Origin of the sequence: Sphaerimonospora sp. CA-214678, from assembly GCF_050942215.1 — a bacterium.
In the GTDB taxonomy this organism is placed as follows: domain Bacteria; phylum Actinomycetota; class Actinomycetes; order Streptosporangiales; family Streptosporangiaceae; genus Sphaerimonospora.
This window is the reverse complement of record NZ_CP192056.1, coordinates 1843943-1857584: the sequence shown is the minus strand read 5'-3', so window position 1 is coordinate 1857584 and position 13642 is coordinate 1843943. Positions and strand designations below refer to the sequence as shown.

13 protein-coding genes, 1 tRNA gene and 2 pseudogenes are annotated in these 13642 nt (G+C 68.4%); 7 read left to right on the top strand and 9 right to left on the bottom strand.

Annotation, left to right across the window (positions count from 1 at the left end; all coding sequences use genetic code 11):
* Positions 1-30: 30 nt before the first annotated feature.
* Positions 31-576, bottom strand: coding sequence for a DUF1707 and DUF4870 domain-containing protein (locus ACQP1K_RS08615; RefSeq protein ID WP_433500336.1), 546 nt, complete (start codon positions 574-576; stop codon positions 31-33).
* Positions 577-776: 200 nt separating this feature from the next.
* Between ACQP1K_RS08615 and ACQP1K_RS08610 the strand changes: the two genes are divergently transcribed.
* Positions 777-1130, top strand: a complete 354-nt coding sequence (locus ACQP1K_RS08610) for a hypothetical protein (RefSeq protein ID WP_433500335.1) — start codon at positions 777-779, stop codon at positions 1128-1130.
* Between the two features lie 10 nt (positions 1131-1140).
* On the opposite strand, the gene ACQP1K_RS08605 is transcribed toward ACQP1K_RS08610, so the two are convergent.
* The 7 genes from ACQP1K_RS08605 to ACQP1K_RS08575 all read right to left on the bottom strand — a co-directional run bounded on the left by ACQP1K_RS08605 (position 1141) and on the right by ACQP1K_RS08575 (position 7577).
* A complete protein-coding gene (locus ACQP1K_RS08605) occupies positions 1141-2205 on the bottom strand; it encodes a DUF4192 domain-containing protein (RefSeq protein WP_433500334.1) in 1065 nt (354 codons plus the stop codon).
* Positions 2206-2368: 163 nt separating this feature from the next.
* The gene (locus ACQP1K_RS08600) at positions 2369-3157 is read right to left on the bottom strand and encodes an EI24 domain-containing protein (RefSeq protein WP_433500333.1); all 789 of its coding nucleotides are present in this window, start codon (positions 3155-3157) and stop codon (positions 2369-2371) included.
* Between the two features lie 10 nt (positions 3158-3167).
* Positions 3168-3755, bottom strand: a complete 588-nt coding sequence (locus ACQP1K_RS08595) for a Maf family protein (RefSeq protein ID WP_433500332.1) — start codon at positions 3753-3755, stop codon at positions 3168-3170.
* Between the two features lie 31 nt (positions 3756-3786).
* Positions 3787-4668, bottom strand: coding sequence for a hypothetical protein (locus ACQP1K_RS08590; RefSeq protein ID WP_433500331.1), 882 nt, complete (start codon positions 4666-4668; stop codon positions 3787-3789).
* Between the two features lie 535 nt (positions 4669-5203).
* Positions 5204-5276, bottom strand: a tRNA-Ala gene (locus ACQP1K_RS08585).
* Positions 5277-5405: 129 nt separating this feature from the next.
* Complete coding sequence (locus tag ACQP1K_RS08580) at positions 5406-6875, bottom strand: SpoIIE family protein phosphatase (protein ID WP_433500330.1); 1470 nt, start codon at positions 6873-6875, stop codon at positions 5406-5408.
* A gap of 36 nt (positions 6876-6911) precedes the next feature.
* Positions 6912-7577: a class I SAM-dependent methyltransferase gene (locus tag ACQP1K_RS08575; protein WP_055481447.1), complete on the bottom strand. Its 666-nt coding sequence runs from the start codon at positions 7575-7577 to the stop codon at positions 6912-6914.
* Between the two features lie 644 nt (positions 7578-8221).
* Between ACQP1K_RS08575 and ACQP1K_RS08570 the strand changes: the two genes are divergently transcribed.
* From ACQP1K_RS08570 to ACQP1K_RS08555, 4 genes and pseudogenes are all read left to right on the top strand, one after another.
* Positions 8222-10312 carry a hypothetical protein gene (locus ACQP1K_RS08570; protein WP_433500329.1) on the top strand — a complete coding sequence of 697 codons (2091 nt, stop codon included), beginning with the start codon at positions 8222-8224 and terminating at the stop codon, positions 10310-10312.
* Positions 10313-10332: 20 nt separating this feature from the next.
* Positions 10333-10896: a hypothetical protein gene (locus ACQP1K_RS08565; protein WP_433500328.1), complete on the top strand. Its 564-nt coding sequence runs from the start codon at positions 10333-10335 to the stop codon at positions 10894-10896.
* A 7-nt stretch (positions 10897-10903) separates the two neighbouring features.
* A complete protein-coding gene (locus ACQP1K_RS08560) occupies positions 10904-11206 on the top strand; it encodes a hypothetical protein (protein WP_433500327.1) in 303 nt (100 codons plus the stop codon).
* A gap of 132 nt (positions 11207-11338) precedes the next feature.
* Positions 11339-11587, top strand: a pseudogene (locus ACQP1K_RS08555) (IS1634 family transposase); the annotation flags it as partial.
* Between the two features lie 89 nt (positions 11588-11676).
* On the opposite strand, the gene ACQP1K_RS08550 reads toward ACQP1K_RS08555, so the two are convergent.
* Positions 11677-12315 carry a MarR family winged helix-turn-helix transcriptional regulator gene (locus tag ACQP1K_RS08550; protein WP_433500326.1) on the bottom strand — a complete coding sequence of 213 codons (639 nt, stop codon included), beginning with the start codon at positions 12313-12315 and terminating at the stop codon, positions 11677-11679.
* A gap of 63 nt (positions 12316-12378) precedes the next feature.
* On the opposite strand from ACQP1K_RS08550, the gene ACQP1K_RS08545 reads away from it, so the two are divergent.
* On the top strand, positions 12379-12909 hold the full coding sequence (locus ACQP1K_RS08545) for a hypothetical protein (protein ID WP_433500325.1): 531 nt from the start codon (positions 12379-12381) through the stop codon (positions 12907-12909).
* Between the two features lie 304 nt (positions 12910-13213).
* Positions 13214-13631 (top strand): annotated as a pseudogene (locus ACQP1K_RS08540) (IS1634 family transposase); the annotation flags it as partial.
* Positions 13632-13642 lie beyond the last annotated feature (11 nt).

The window sequence follows — 13642 nt, the reverse complement described above, 5'->3', positions numbered from 1 at the left end:
CGCCTGTCTCACGAGCTCATCTCATCGGCTTCACTTCACCAGGCGGAGCGTCATCGGATAGCGGAACTCGGTGCCCGAGACCGCCGATACCCCCGCGACGATGGACAGCACGAACCACAGGACCCAGATGACCGGGATCAGGATGATGCCGACGACGGTGAACGGCAGCAGGATCGTGGCGCCCAGCACGGTGAGCTGGAAGTTCAGCGCCTCCACCGCCTGCCTCCTGACGTATGGCGAATCGCCGCCCGCCACCAGCATCATGATCAGCGGACCGATCACGACCAGCCCGGTCAGCCCCAGCAGGTGTGCCCCGGCGCCGAGGAGGCGATCGCGGGACTCGGCGGCCGGCCCCGGGTAGGTCGTCGGGGGCGGCACGTAGGCGGGGCGTGAGCCGTACAGGTCGGTCATGATCGGCATGAGGTCCGCGTGCGTGCGCGCGGTCATGGCGCGATCCAGCCGCTCGTCCATCTCGATCTTGTCGATCCGGCCCGCCGCGAAGGCCGCCTTCACGTGCTCGACCACCTGATCACGATCCGCGTCGGACACACGTAGCTGCGGGTGCTGCACGGGCATGTGCCCCTGCCACCGTGGTTTCGCTGCCGCCGGCATCAAAGCATCGCCTTCCGTCAGTGGCCGTCAATGGTCGGACCGGCCCTATCTCGAGTCTGCCTCCATCTTCGGCGAGGCGGAGCGTGCCGGCATCAGGGAAATCCCCGACATGGCCCGGAGAAGTCCTTAACGCGTTCGTGATTACGGGAAGGTATAAAAACGCTATGGGATGGCGAGATCGCTACGGCCTGAGACGACGACGGCGCGGACCACGTGTCGCCAAGTTCGACCGCTCGGCGACCGATGAGGACATCGAGACGCTCATCGAGTTCGCCAAGACCCGGCGAGGTGTCGAGTTCTACGTCGAGCCGGAGACATTCGCGACCGAGACCACGGCCGTCGCCGTGGCGAGCGACGGGGAATGGACCCGTCGCCGCGTCGGATCGCCCGCGGTGATCCGCAAGGTCGCCGGAGATCTGGCGCTGCCGGTCTACGACGTGCAGCTCACCGGCTACCCCGCACGGATGCGGGCGTACAACGAACGGCGCCGGCAGACAGACAGCGAGGAACCCGCCTAGCATCGCCGGCTCAGCCCGCCAGCGCGGACGGTTCCTCCCCCAGCAGGGCGCACAGGGGCGTCAGCCAGCCCGAGTTGGGCGGGCCCATCTCGATGTCGATGTCCTCGGGCGTCGGCATGTGGTCGCGTAACGCGTCCGGCGGCAGCAGATGCGTCAGCGCCTGCCGCAGCAGGATGGCCATGGAGTAGCCGGGGTCGGCGGCGAGCGCCCGCTCCAGGGCCATGCTCGCCAGCGCGCAGTCTCCCGCACGCCAGGCAGCGGCGGCCAGCAGTGAGGCGGCGGGCGCGACGCAGCGCGGCTCCAGCCTGCGCGTGAGATCCCGCCACAGGATCGAATGCGCGTCGCGGTCGTCGAGCAGCGCCCACGCCTCATCACGGATCCGGATGACCGCGAGATCGAAGCCGAGGCGGGCCGCCTCGTCGTCGTCCAGCCTGCCGCCGGAGGCGTACCTTTCGATCGCGGCCCGGACCCGGGCCAGGCCGTCGGCGACGAACGCCGCGGCGCATCCGTCGGTGGGCGTGCCCGTTCCGGCCAGCCTGGCGCGCAGGTCGGCACCGACGCGCCGGGTGGCCTCCCGCATGTCCGCTCCGCCGGACGGTTCGAGCGAGCGCCTCAGGCTGCCCCGGTCGGGCAGCGCGACCAGCCCGTGCACGACGGCCTCGGCGGCGACATGGCTGAACTCCGGGTCGTACGGCGTGCCATCGGCCGGGCAGCAGGCCGGGTCGGCGCACGCGTACGACCAGTAGCGGCCCCCGTCCGCTCGCAGCGCCTCGGCCAGGCCGATGCCGGCCCGCGCGAGCCGCCGCACGGCCTCGCCGACGGGGGGTGTCACGAGGCGGCCCGGGCCGTACCCGACCATGACGGCCGTCGTCACCCGCTCGCGCCGCAGCAGCGGGACGAGCCGGTCGAGGTCCCCGGGCCGGGACGGCAGGTCCCATCGCGTGCTCAGCCGCAGCGCCCGCCCGGCGAAGCCGATGACGACGAGACTGTCCGCGGGATGGAACCCGATGAGGTACGGCACGGCGGCGAGGATGTCCGCCGGAGTGGAGAGCACGAGTTTTCGTGTAGCGGTCATGGGGCCAAAGCCTGCCCGGCGGGCTCCCCCGCTCTCCCGCGGAACGTCCCGCTGTGGAAAAGTCAGGTCACCTCACCGTACAGATCGGTCGGAATCCACCGCCGCTGTGGAGAACCGCTCTCCCCCGAGCGGTCGGCGTCCGCCGCAGCGGCGGCGGGGCCGCTCACGGCGTGGGCCGCGCCAGGTGCAGGCGGACGAGCATGGCGGCGCCCGCCACGGCCGCGGGCATGAAGGCAACGCTGGCGAGCGGCACGAGGAAGGCCAGGAAGACGGGGACGCCGAAGCCGAGCGTGACCGCCTTGTTCGAGCGGAGCAGGGCGAACCGCTCCCTGCGCGCGAGGCCCCGGCGTTCCATCGCCAGCGCGGTGAGCTCCACGGTGAGGAAGAAACCCGAGACCATCGCGCCGAGCACCGGCACGACGGTCTGACCGATCACCGGCACGAATCCGAGCACGAACAGCGGGATCGTGAACATCAGGACATATCCGAGCGTGATGACGCTGTCCCGGATGGACCGGAAGAACGACCGCCAGAAGGGCTGGTCCGGCCCGTCGGGCAGCCCGCCGAGGTCCTCCTCGACCTTCTCCGACAGCTTCTCGTAGAACGGCTCCCCGATGACCAGCGTCACCGCGGTGAACGTCAGTACGGCGAGGCCGAGACCGGCCACGAAGACGACGATGCCGGCGAAAATCCGGAACGTGTCGCGCCAGCCCCAGTCGTCGGCGAACGGCGTGGCCCATGCGGCGATGTCACCCGCGTTCCTGCCGAGCCATATCAACGCGACCACGTAGAGAACGAGCGCGATCAGGGCGGGAATCAGGCCGAACAGCCACCATTTGGGGTGCCTGGCGATCCAGCCGAGCCCCTTGAAGCAGTAGCCGATGCCGTCGCCGAAACCGCGCAGGCCACGCGGCGCGGACGCACCGGCACCGTTCTGATCATTCCCGTTCACGCGGGGCAGGCTACCGCCAAAGGCGCGTGACGGGCACCCCGAGATCGGCGAACAGGCGTCGGAGCAGGGGCAGCGAGATCCCGAGCACGTTACCGTGGTCGCCGTCGATGCCGTCGACGAACCAGCCGCCGAGGCCGTCGAGGGTGAACGCCCCGGCGACACGCAGCGGCTCCCCGCTGGCGACGTACGCGGCGATCTCGTCGTCACCCGGCGTGCCGAACCGCACGACGGTAGAGCCCACCGCCGAGGCCATGCCGCCTCCCGGCACGTCGATGACGCAGTGCCCGGTCAGCAGCCTGCCGGTCCTCCCCCGCATCATCCGCCAGCGGCGCGCCGCCTCCTCCGGCGAGGCGGGCTTGCCGTACGCGACGCCGTCGAGTTCGAGCACGGAATCGCAGCCGATGACGATGCCGTCGCCGAGGGTCCTGGACACGGCGACCGCCTTGGCCTCGGCCAGGGCGAGGCAGAGGTCTTCCGGGGTGTCGGCGGTGACGGCCTCCTCGTCCACCCCGCTGACGATCACCTTGGGGTCGAGCCCGGCGGCGCGCAGTACGCCGAGCCGGGCGGGTGAGGCGGAGGCAAGCACGAGCTCGGTCACACCGGGTAGCCTACCGGCCCCGGCTGAACCGCTAATCCTTCTTCTGCAGCACGTGGATGGAGGACATCACCTTGTAGACGTCCTTCCAGTACTTCTTCTGGCTGTCGGGGACCGATATGAACACGAGGGCGGGCTTCCTGCCGGGGATGTCGACCAGGGCGACCGCCGCCATCGACGTCCGCTTCTTGCCCTTGATCGTGTAGTTCACGCGATATCCCAGCAGCCAGCCGTCCCGCTTACCGACCTTGAGCGGCTGGGAGGCCGACCAGGAGATCGTCGCCCCGGAGGGTTGATGGTTGAGCGTCCAGCGCGCCGTGAGGAAGGCGGTGTCGCGCAGGCTCTCCTGCACGGGGATGGGGACGGGGCAGGAGACCAGCATCCCGCGAAACTCCGACCCTCGGATCGCGGGCAGCATCTGGCGGGAGGCGAACGGCCTGCCCCTGGCGACCTTCCACGCCTTGGCGAACCGTGGGAAGGCCACGCCGGAGCGCTGATCCTTGACCAGGCCTCGGGTGGCGGTGGGCCGGCCCGGCAGCCGGCGCAGCTTATGGATGCTCGCGGACAGTGCCGGCACCCTCGGGTCCGAAAGCGCGGCGTCCATCGCGCTGAGACCGCCGGACGGCGACCGGGTCTCCGCGGGTGTGGGACTCGGCGGAGCGGAGGTCGTGGGCGAGGCGGTGCCGTCCGGACCGGCCGTCGCCGCCAATGCTCCCATGGCCGGATCAGCAGTCGGATCCACGGTCGGATCCATGGTCTGCCCGACGGTCGAGGCCGGCGTGGGCCGGACGTCCGCGATATCCGCCGCCTCGGCGCGGGGCGCGGACTTGTCGCCGCTGAGCAGTACGACGGCGGCGGCCGCGCCCACCACCACGACGGCGGCGCCACCGGCGACCACTCGGTAGACCACCCGCATCGGCAGATCACCGAGCCCCCTGCCGGAACTCGACGGAGGTGAAGCCTCAGGGACCGTGATCTTCGGGAGAGGTGTCGTCTCCGCCTCGGCCGCGATGTAAGTGGGAACAGCCTTATTCCCATAGTCCCCAGGTGCCACGTTCGGGAGCGTACGGCATATGCCCCTATGTCCGGGCACGATCCCTGTCACACTTCGGGAACGCCCGCATCCGCAGCAGCACCGATCCAACCGATCGGGTCGCCCGACATCCGCCGGGGACGACGGACCCGCCGGTGGACGAGATCACGAGAAGGCCGGGTTCGGCACGACGGTGTCACCGCGCCGGCGCCTGCACACGGCGGCCGGCGTCTGTCCGCCGGCCTGTCGCCAGACCTTCCACACGGCCTGTCGGCATGCGACGCGAGGCGCACTTCGCGCGGAGTGAGATCTCCAAGGGTGAGTGGGGCGACGCGTACGTCTACGCCATGCTCACCGAAGAGCGGCGGACCCGCCGGATGTAGATGGGGAGAGCGGAATTTCTCCCGCCTCGGACAGGTGGAGCTATGGGGACTCGAACCCCAGACCCCCTCCATGCCATGGAGGTGCGCTACCAGCTGCGCTATAGCCCCTCGCACCGCTGCGATCGCGGCGCCACGCCAGTGTATAGGACTTCGCGACCGCATCCCAACGTGATCCCCAACGTGATCCCCGACACGACCCAGAACGTGGCCCGGGCTTGATTCGACGCGCATACCGGATCACGGCCCCCTGGAGGCGGTCTCGGCGGGCAGCTGCATCGAGAACCAGACGGTCTTGCCTCCGGCGACCCTGGTGCTCCCCCAGCGTTCGGCGAGCTGGCTGACCAGGTACAGCCCCCGGCCGTACTCGTCGAGCAGGCCGGGCTCGTGCAGCGCGGGCATCCGGTGATCGTCGTCGCTCACCTCGCACAGCAGCACATCGGTGCGCAGCAGCCTGATCGTGATGGGCCGGGAGGTCCGGCGCACCGCGTTCGTCACCAGCTCGGACGCGAGAAGCTGCGCCACCGGGATCATCTGTTCGAGCCCCCAGGAGGTCAGTGTCCGGCTGACCAGGCCGCGCACCCGCGCCGGGGTCATCGGCTGCGGTTCCATCAGCCACTGGGCGACGTACTCGCTCGGGATCCCGCGGAACCTGATGGCCAGCAGCGTGACGTCGTCGGCATGAACCGCGGGCAGCACCCGGTCGCACATCTCCTCGATCGGACCGGGCCGGGAGAGCTTGCCGCGCAGCTCATCGACGCTCTGACCGATGTCCCTGCCGCGCTCCTCCACGAGCCCGTCGGTGTAGAGGACGAGCATGCTGCCGTCGTCCGCCGCGATCTCCATCGTCTCGTACGGCGTACGGCCGAGCCCGATCGGCGGGCACCGGGGTGGGAACAGCACCTCCGTCTCACCGTCCGATCCGATGAGGACGGGCGGCAGGTGCCCGGCGCTGGCGATCGTGCAGCGGCGCAGCACGGGGTCGTACACGCAGTAGACGCAGGTCGTGAGCGTCTGGTCGGCCAGCCTCTGCGCTATCTCGTCGAGCGAGTGGAGCACCTGCTCGGCGGGCAGATCCAGCGCGGCCAGGGTCTGCACCGCCGTACGGAGCCGGCCCATCACCGCTGCCGCCGCCGGGCCGTGGCCCATGACGTCGCCCACGACCAGGGCGACCCTGCTGCCCGGAAGCGGGATCACGTCGAACCAGTCGCCGCCCACCCGTTCCGCCGCCGGCCGATAGCGGAAGGAGATGTCGACCCCGGGCAGGTCGGGCGGGCTCTCGGGCCGGATCCCCCGCTGGAGGATCTCCACGGTCTCGAGCTGCTGGCGGTGCAGCCGCTCATGGAAGATCGTGAGCGCGGCGGGGACGCCGAGCTGGCCCGCCACGAGCACGTCGCCCTCACCGAACGGCCGGCGCGCCCGGTCCCTGGCGAACAGGGCGCAGCCGACCGGCTTGCTGTACGCGCGGAGCGGCACGGCGATCAGATGCTCATCGAGCAGCTCAGGACCGCGCAGCAGCTCACCGGACCAGCGGTGCGGCAGCCGCCGCGCCGGATCGACGCGGTGCCGCGCCTCGCCCTCGACATAGACCGCGGCGGCGTCCGCCAGCCTGGGGACCGCCACCTCGCACAGCAGCCGTGCCGCCTCCTGCGGGCTCGGGCTGTCGCCGATCGCCTGTACGGCCTGGCCGAGATAGGCCAGCTCGGTCAAGGTGTCCCCGTCGCACGACACGGGTCATCCCGCCGTTCAGAATCCGTCGCTGCGGCAATTGAGGAACAGCTGGATTTCCGGCGGGGCCTGGGTGGTCGCCGGGGCATACGAGATGTGATTCTGTGAGAGCACAGTGAAACCGGCGGCCTCGACGACCTCGCGCAACTCGTCGCGCAGATATCCGGTCACCCGGACCGGGGCGCCGAGAAACTGGAAAGGAACGTCGTCGAGGTCGATTTCCACCATGCTCAGCGAGAGCAGGCCGCCGGGCGCGAGCACCGTGCGCAGGTTGGCGAGCGCCTTGCCGATCTCGGCGCGGGGCAGCATGAGGAGGCTGAAGAAGGCCGCCACGGCGTCGAACGTGCCGAGCGATGTGTCGAGGTCGAGGACGTCGACCTCCAGGAACGTGCCCACGGGAACGTTCTGCCTGGCCAGATCCAGCATCACGGGCGAGATGTCGATGCCGACGACCTCGCATCCGGCGTCGGCGAACTGCCGTGCCGTGGGCGACCCGGTGCCGCAGCCGACGTCGAGGACGCGGGCGCCCGGCTTGAGCTGCTTGATCATCCATTCGCCGGCGGCGACCTGACCGTCCTTGTGGGGGAAGGCCTCGTCATACCGCGAGCCGATGCGATTGAACGCCTCAGCCTGGAGCACCCGGTACTCGTGACCGAGACCGCCCGACCCTGATTCGATTGTCATCCTCGCCGCCACTGATCAGCTGTCTTTACCTTCTCTTAAATAGGGGTCCACACCGGGCAAAGTCAAGCCATTCCACAGCTAGTTTGATATTTGATCAGTTCTCCGGTCAGAGATCACAGTCAAGGAAAAGTGATCACCGTGTCACGCTCCGCCGTTTCACTCCGCGGCCGCCTTCGTGACCTGCATGATGCTCAGCCGAACGGCCGCGGTCCCGGTTCCTCCCCCATGGCGGGTGGCCCGGAGCCGAAGACGGACCTCGATCACGCTCTGAGTGAACGCGGGATCGGTTCCGCCGGTCGAAGAGGCCGGCCATGAACCTCAGGAGGCGGAGCCTGCGGGTACGACGGCGAGGGCCGCAGGGCGTTCTCCGACTCATCGAGAGCGCGCGGCAGATCGCCGGGCCTCGGCCGTCCCCGGGGCCGGCGCCGTCGAGGTCGATGGACGGCCCGGCCGCGATTCTGTTGGAGCAGCAGGTGGCGAAGGTTCTACCCCGACAGTCGCGTGGGCCGGAGCATGGGAGGAAGCCGGCGACAACCGATCCGGTCATACCGGATCTGACGGATATGTTTACGAACAGGATGATCGTAAATAATCTTGCCGCCTGAGTTGTCGCGTGCCATCGACATCCCGGGAGTCCGGCCCGAATGACCGATTCGTCGTACAGTCCCCACGAGTCGCCCAGCCCGGGAGCGACTCCCCCGCCCCTGGCCCAACCGCCGCAGGGCTCCCCGCCGACCCCGTCCACGCCCTCGGACAACTGGCCGAAGGCTCCGCCACCTGACCTCGCGGCGGGAGGCTACTCGGGGATCGACCCCACCGCGATGGATGCGTTCGAGAAGGGGCTCGGCCGGGTGGAGGCCGCGCTCGGCCGTGACGAACCGCGACTCCGCCGCATGCTGCAGCGACTCGACCTGGACACCTCCCGGCTCGCCGTCCTACGCGAGGCACAGGGCTGGATCGCGACCACCCGCCCGGACCTGCGGCGCCGCAGCGAGACGATCCGCGCCGAGCAGACCGAGTGGGCGGCATCCTCCGCGGGCCACGCCCCCGGGATGACGGGCTTCGACGAGGAGCTGTACGGCAAGGCCGCCCACGATCCCGACGTCTACGCGGCGATCAGCAGGCTGACCGACGCCGCCGAAGCCGGAGAGGTCGACGACACGACCGTGGCCGCGCTGGAGAAGCGGATGGGGGACCCCACGTTCGCGCTCGCGCTGATGAACGCCCTGGGCCCGGTCGCGTTCCGCGGGCTGATGACCGAGACCGTCGGCCGCGAGGGCGACAAGAACGTGCAGCGGGTGCAGACCGCCCTCGGCAAGACCCTCGGCACCGCGAGTTCACGCTTGAGCACGACCTGGCGGGACGGGCTCACCTCCGGCCTCGCCGGCGGCCGGAAGGAGGTCTACGCGATCTCGCGGGCACTCGAACACGGCAAGTTCGGCAACGCTTTCCTGGTGTCGACCGCCAGGAAGATCGACGCCTGGGATCGAAGCATGTCGAAGCTCCCCATCGACGCCGAGCATGACCCTATGGTGCCCCTCATGAAGGCGCTCAGCCGTGACGCCGCGGCGGCTCAGGACTTCTTCACCGGCGATCCCACCGCGCTGAAGCACTTCCTGACCGAGCGAGCCATGCCCGACGAGGGTAAGGCGCTGGGTACGGCTCTTGAGGCCGCCATGCTCACCTTCCGCGACCACGACGGCTCGCCCGAGGAACCCTCCTGCGGCTACCTGTCCGCCAAGCTCGCCTCCGAGTTCGTTCACCTGCAGGCCGAGCGGATAAGGACGAAGGCGCCCCCCGATTCATTCGTGCCGCACACCACCACCGCCAACGTTCTCGCCGCATACATCGCCGACGTGAACCGGGTCGTCGTATACCAGGGAGACGAGACGGCGCCCGGCGTCACGCACATCAACCAGGTCGACATCCCCGGTCCGCCCCTGTGGGGCCCGAGGTTCGAGAGGGGCCAGCTGAGCAAGGTGGCGCAGGAAGCCTTCGGGGACGCCAAGGCGTTCGCCGCCGTCATGGCCGCCCAGACGGCGTTCGCCGGGCGCATCCTCGACCACGGTGCCGCGAAAATGGCGGCCGGGCAGGGAGACATGGCACTGCGCACGGAAGCCACGTGGATCGGTTGGGGGTTCGGCTTTATCACGAATGCAGCGGGGCTGGCCAAGATCGAAGAGGGTAAGGAGCTCGACGAGCGGCAGGAGCGAAATGCCAAGATCCTGACCGGAACACTGAACAGCGCGCTGGCCATTCCGCAGAAGGCCGCCTGGCCGATCACGGCCGGCGTCGTCGGCGCGTGGACCGGCATGATCGAGGACAGTCTCAAGGGTCACTCGAAGGATCAGGCCACCGACGAGGCCAACGCGACCGTGCGCAAGAACGAAAGCATCATGCGGGACTTGGCTGTCCAGGCCTTTCTGAAGCACGACCTGTTCGGTCCGTCGGACTCACCCGGCCCAACACACCCCTGGGCATCGCTGGAGGGCCTGAAGAAGGGGGACGATCCCCGCGACAACCCCAGCAACTTCCTCAAGGACGATGGCCGGACGCTCATGAGCAGGGACGAGATGATCGATAAAACCACCCCTGGTCTCCCCGACAGGGAGCGGCGGTACGACGCGTACCGGCGCTGGATGAACAGCGAAAGCTACTCGGGAAAACGCTGGAGTCAGTTCATGCTCAAGCTCAATCAGGCCTACTCCCGCGCCTTCGACAAGTTCTCATCATGACGACGAAGCGAGTTGCCGTAATGGCGACGCTGGCGTTTGCCCTGGGCATGGTCACCGCCTGCCAGCGTGAGGAAGCGAAGGCTGATCTGACCCCGCTGCCGACGGTCGCCGCCCCACCCTACATCTGCGATCACATTCCACTCAGAGCGGTCGAGCTGATGACCGGGGTGCACGAACCGCAGTTCTCCGGGTCCTTCGATCTCACCCCCTCGAACGGCGACGGATCTTGCTTGGTCCGCCGGAGCGACGGCGAGCACCGTACCCTGCTGTCGATCGTGCTACTCCCACTCGGGGGAGAAGCCATAGTTAAGGATCATCTTCAGCAGGGTGCCACCCCTCTGCCGGAGATCGCTCCGGGAACCAACGGCTACTACTCCAGGAACCCCGGCGACGAGTACGACGACGGGCATGCGGTCCTCGCCCGCGGCGAAGCACACCTCATCGTGGAGTTGACGCAGGGAGCCGAGGGGCGAGACCACGCGGCCGATGTCGCGGCGCTCATGAAGCTGATCGGACCGAAACTGCTCAAGGTGGTCGACCCCACCGGCCCATCCCCGAAGACCCCGTCGGTTACGAAGGACTGATCACGGCATGGCCGTACTGGTGCCCAATCCGCTCTATCTGGCGTTGCGCGACGCGCTGCGTACGGCGGAGCCGATGCTCGCAGAGATCGAGAAGGGCATCGAGACCCAGTTCCGGACGTTCCACGAGGGCGGCGTGTGGAAGGGGCCGGCCGCCAAGCGATTCGATGAGCAGCTCACTCACCACCGCACCCGTGTCAGCGGCTGCGCCGACGCGATCCTGTCCGACCTTCGACGGGCGCTGGCCGGCACACCACCGGAAGTCAGCGAGGACCAGGCCCGGAGCATCAGAATCCGCTACGGCCTGCCCTGATCCATCGGAGTCCTACCTGACTTGGCTCACGTTTCAAGATCAGGGTTGAGTGCAAGACGCTGACCTCGTGGTTTCCCATCGGGAGCGGCGAAAAGTGCGCACTAAGTCGATCACGTCTCTACTCTGGTGGCCGTGTCTCCATACGTGCGGACGGTGAAGACGGCCTCAGGCGCTCGGGCGGTGCAGATCGTCTACTCCTCCCGCCGCGGATCCCGGTAGATCGAGCACGTCGGGTCGGTGCACGACGACGCCGAGTTGGAGACGCTCAAGGCGGTGGCGCGTCAGCGGCTGGTCGCCGGCCAGCAAGAGCTGGACACGGGCCTGGAAGATGGGACGGCGGCGGGCAGGCCGTTGGAGATCGTCAGCTCGCGGATGGAACACGGGAGTCCAGTGGCAATGAAGAAATTTTCATCGGATATGCCCGTGGGCTGCGATAACTCAGGAGCCCTCCGACCGAGGTCTCCGTCTGATCAAGATTTTGGATCATGACCAAGGACAGCTTGCGGCTCGGGTACCGCCAAGGGACTACGGTCGTTACTCGCGTCGTCGGCTCCTGCCTCCAGCTCGGCGATGCTGGTGTCGTGGTCGCGGAGCACGCGCATGACGGTGGCCGGGGAGGGGTGCCGACCCTTCTCGGCCCCCGCGTCGGGCGCCCCGGCCTTGGCCTCAGCTGCCGCCCCTTCGCCGGACAGGAGGCGATCGATGAGGGCCTTGAGCGTCTTGGCGTCGTCCGGGCCGAGCCGGTCCAGCAGGTGACGTCGGGTGGCCGTCTCCAGTGTCGGCAACGTCGCGTCGATCATGTGCCTGCCTGCCGGGCGTAGCCCGACCTCCATCCCGTTCGGAACCTTGTCGCGGGCCACATAGCCGCGGTCGGCCATCCGGGTCAGCAGGTGCGACAGCCGCGTCCGGTCCCAGCCGAGGGCGGCGGCGAGAGCGTTCTGCCGCAGACTCCCGCCGGACTCGTGCAGGCAGGCCAAGACGCTCAATTCCGGCTCGGAGACGCCGGACGCCGCGGTGGTTTCGGCGATGACGGCGGCACGGACCATCTCATGGGCGCGTTTCCATCGCAACCACAGCTCGGTCGCCTCACCCGGCCCAACTGTTGACATATCAACACCTTCTTCTCTAGTGTTCGACCCGACCAGACGGCTCGATATAAAAGGACTTCCCCGATGCTCGATCCTCGGCGGCACTACGCCAGCCTGCGCCTGGTGGCGCTACTACCCCTCCTTCTGTTCCTCCCTGCCGTGATCGCCTTCTTCACGGACCCGGAGGTAGCGTGGGGAGAATACCTGGGTGTCTTCTTCCACCTCTCGATCCTCTTTCTGGTATCACGCCTGGAGGCGGCGCCCTGGGCCAAAGCCGCGGGCTACGGCTGGGTGGCACTCGACGTACTCGCCGGCATCCTGATGATCAACGCGATCGAGTACGACACAGCCTGGGCGGTCCGGCTCGGCGGCCACGTCCTCGCCGGCGTCTGGATTGTGGCGAGTTCCCTGGTCAGCCGTTCCTGGCCGGTCCGCGTGGTCGGCGTCATCACCGGCGTCTGGCTCGCCGGCTACTCCTTCGTCGGCACCCTTCTCGCTGAGGAAATCCTGCGCCCGGCCGGAATCATGATCCTGGCCTGGTTCGCCCTCCTGGCGATTTTCCACCGCGACGATCCCGGGCACCCGACGGCACCAACCAGCCCAGCGCCGGCCTGACGCGTGGTATACCCACAACCCAGCGAGCCCTTGCCGCCAGCTTCGGGTTGGGGAACCGGCGGGCAGCCGTTATATCGATGATAATGATCTCGCTAGGGTCCCAAGGACAGGAGCGGGATGCGGGGGACAACCGCTGGTCAGCACTCCACGAGTACCGCGTAGGCGGTGGAGCGGCCGATCTTGAGGGTGCGGGTAGCCTCGTTGATCGAGACACCGTCGTCGTCCAGAGCGACGAGCTCGGCGATCCGGACGCCGGAGTAGAAAAGCAGCCGGCCGATGACGCGGTTACCAGGCGCTGGGGTTCGGCGCCACCAAGAGCGTCAACACCGAGCTGATGGACAAGCCAAAGCCCTGGCCGGGCTGGAGGACTACATCACCAATCTCGCCGCCCGCCCGGGCGGGACGCCCATCACCGCCGAGTTCGTCATCAGCTCCTACCATCGGCTGTTCGAGATCGAAAAGTCCTTCCGGATGAGCAAGCACGACCTCAAAGCACGGCCGATCTACCACCACAAACGCGAATCCATCGACGCGCACCTGACGATCGTGTTCGCCGCCCTGGCGGTCGGCCGGTGGGTCGAAGCACAACTGGATGGTCGATCAAGAGGTTCGTCCGCACCGTGCGTATCCAAGCCGGCAACCATGTCCTAACCACCGCCGACCCCCCGCCCGCCGACCTACGCGACGCCCTCAAGCAGATCCGCAGCCCCGAAGGTGCGCACCAAATTGAGCC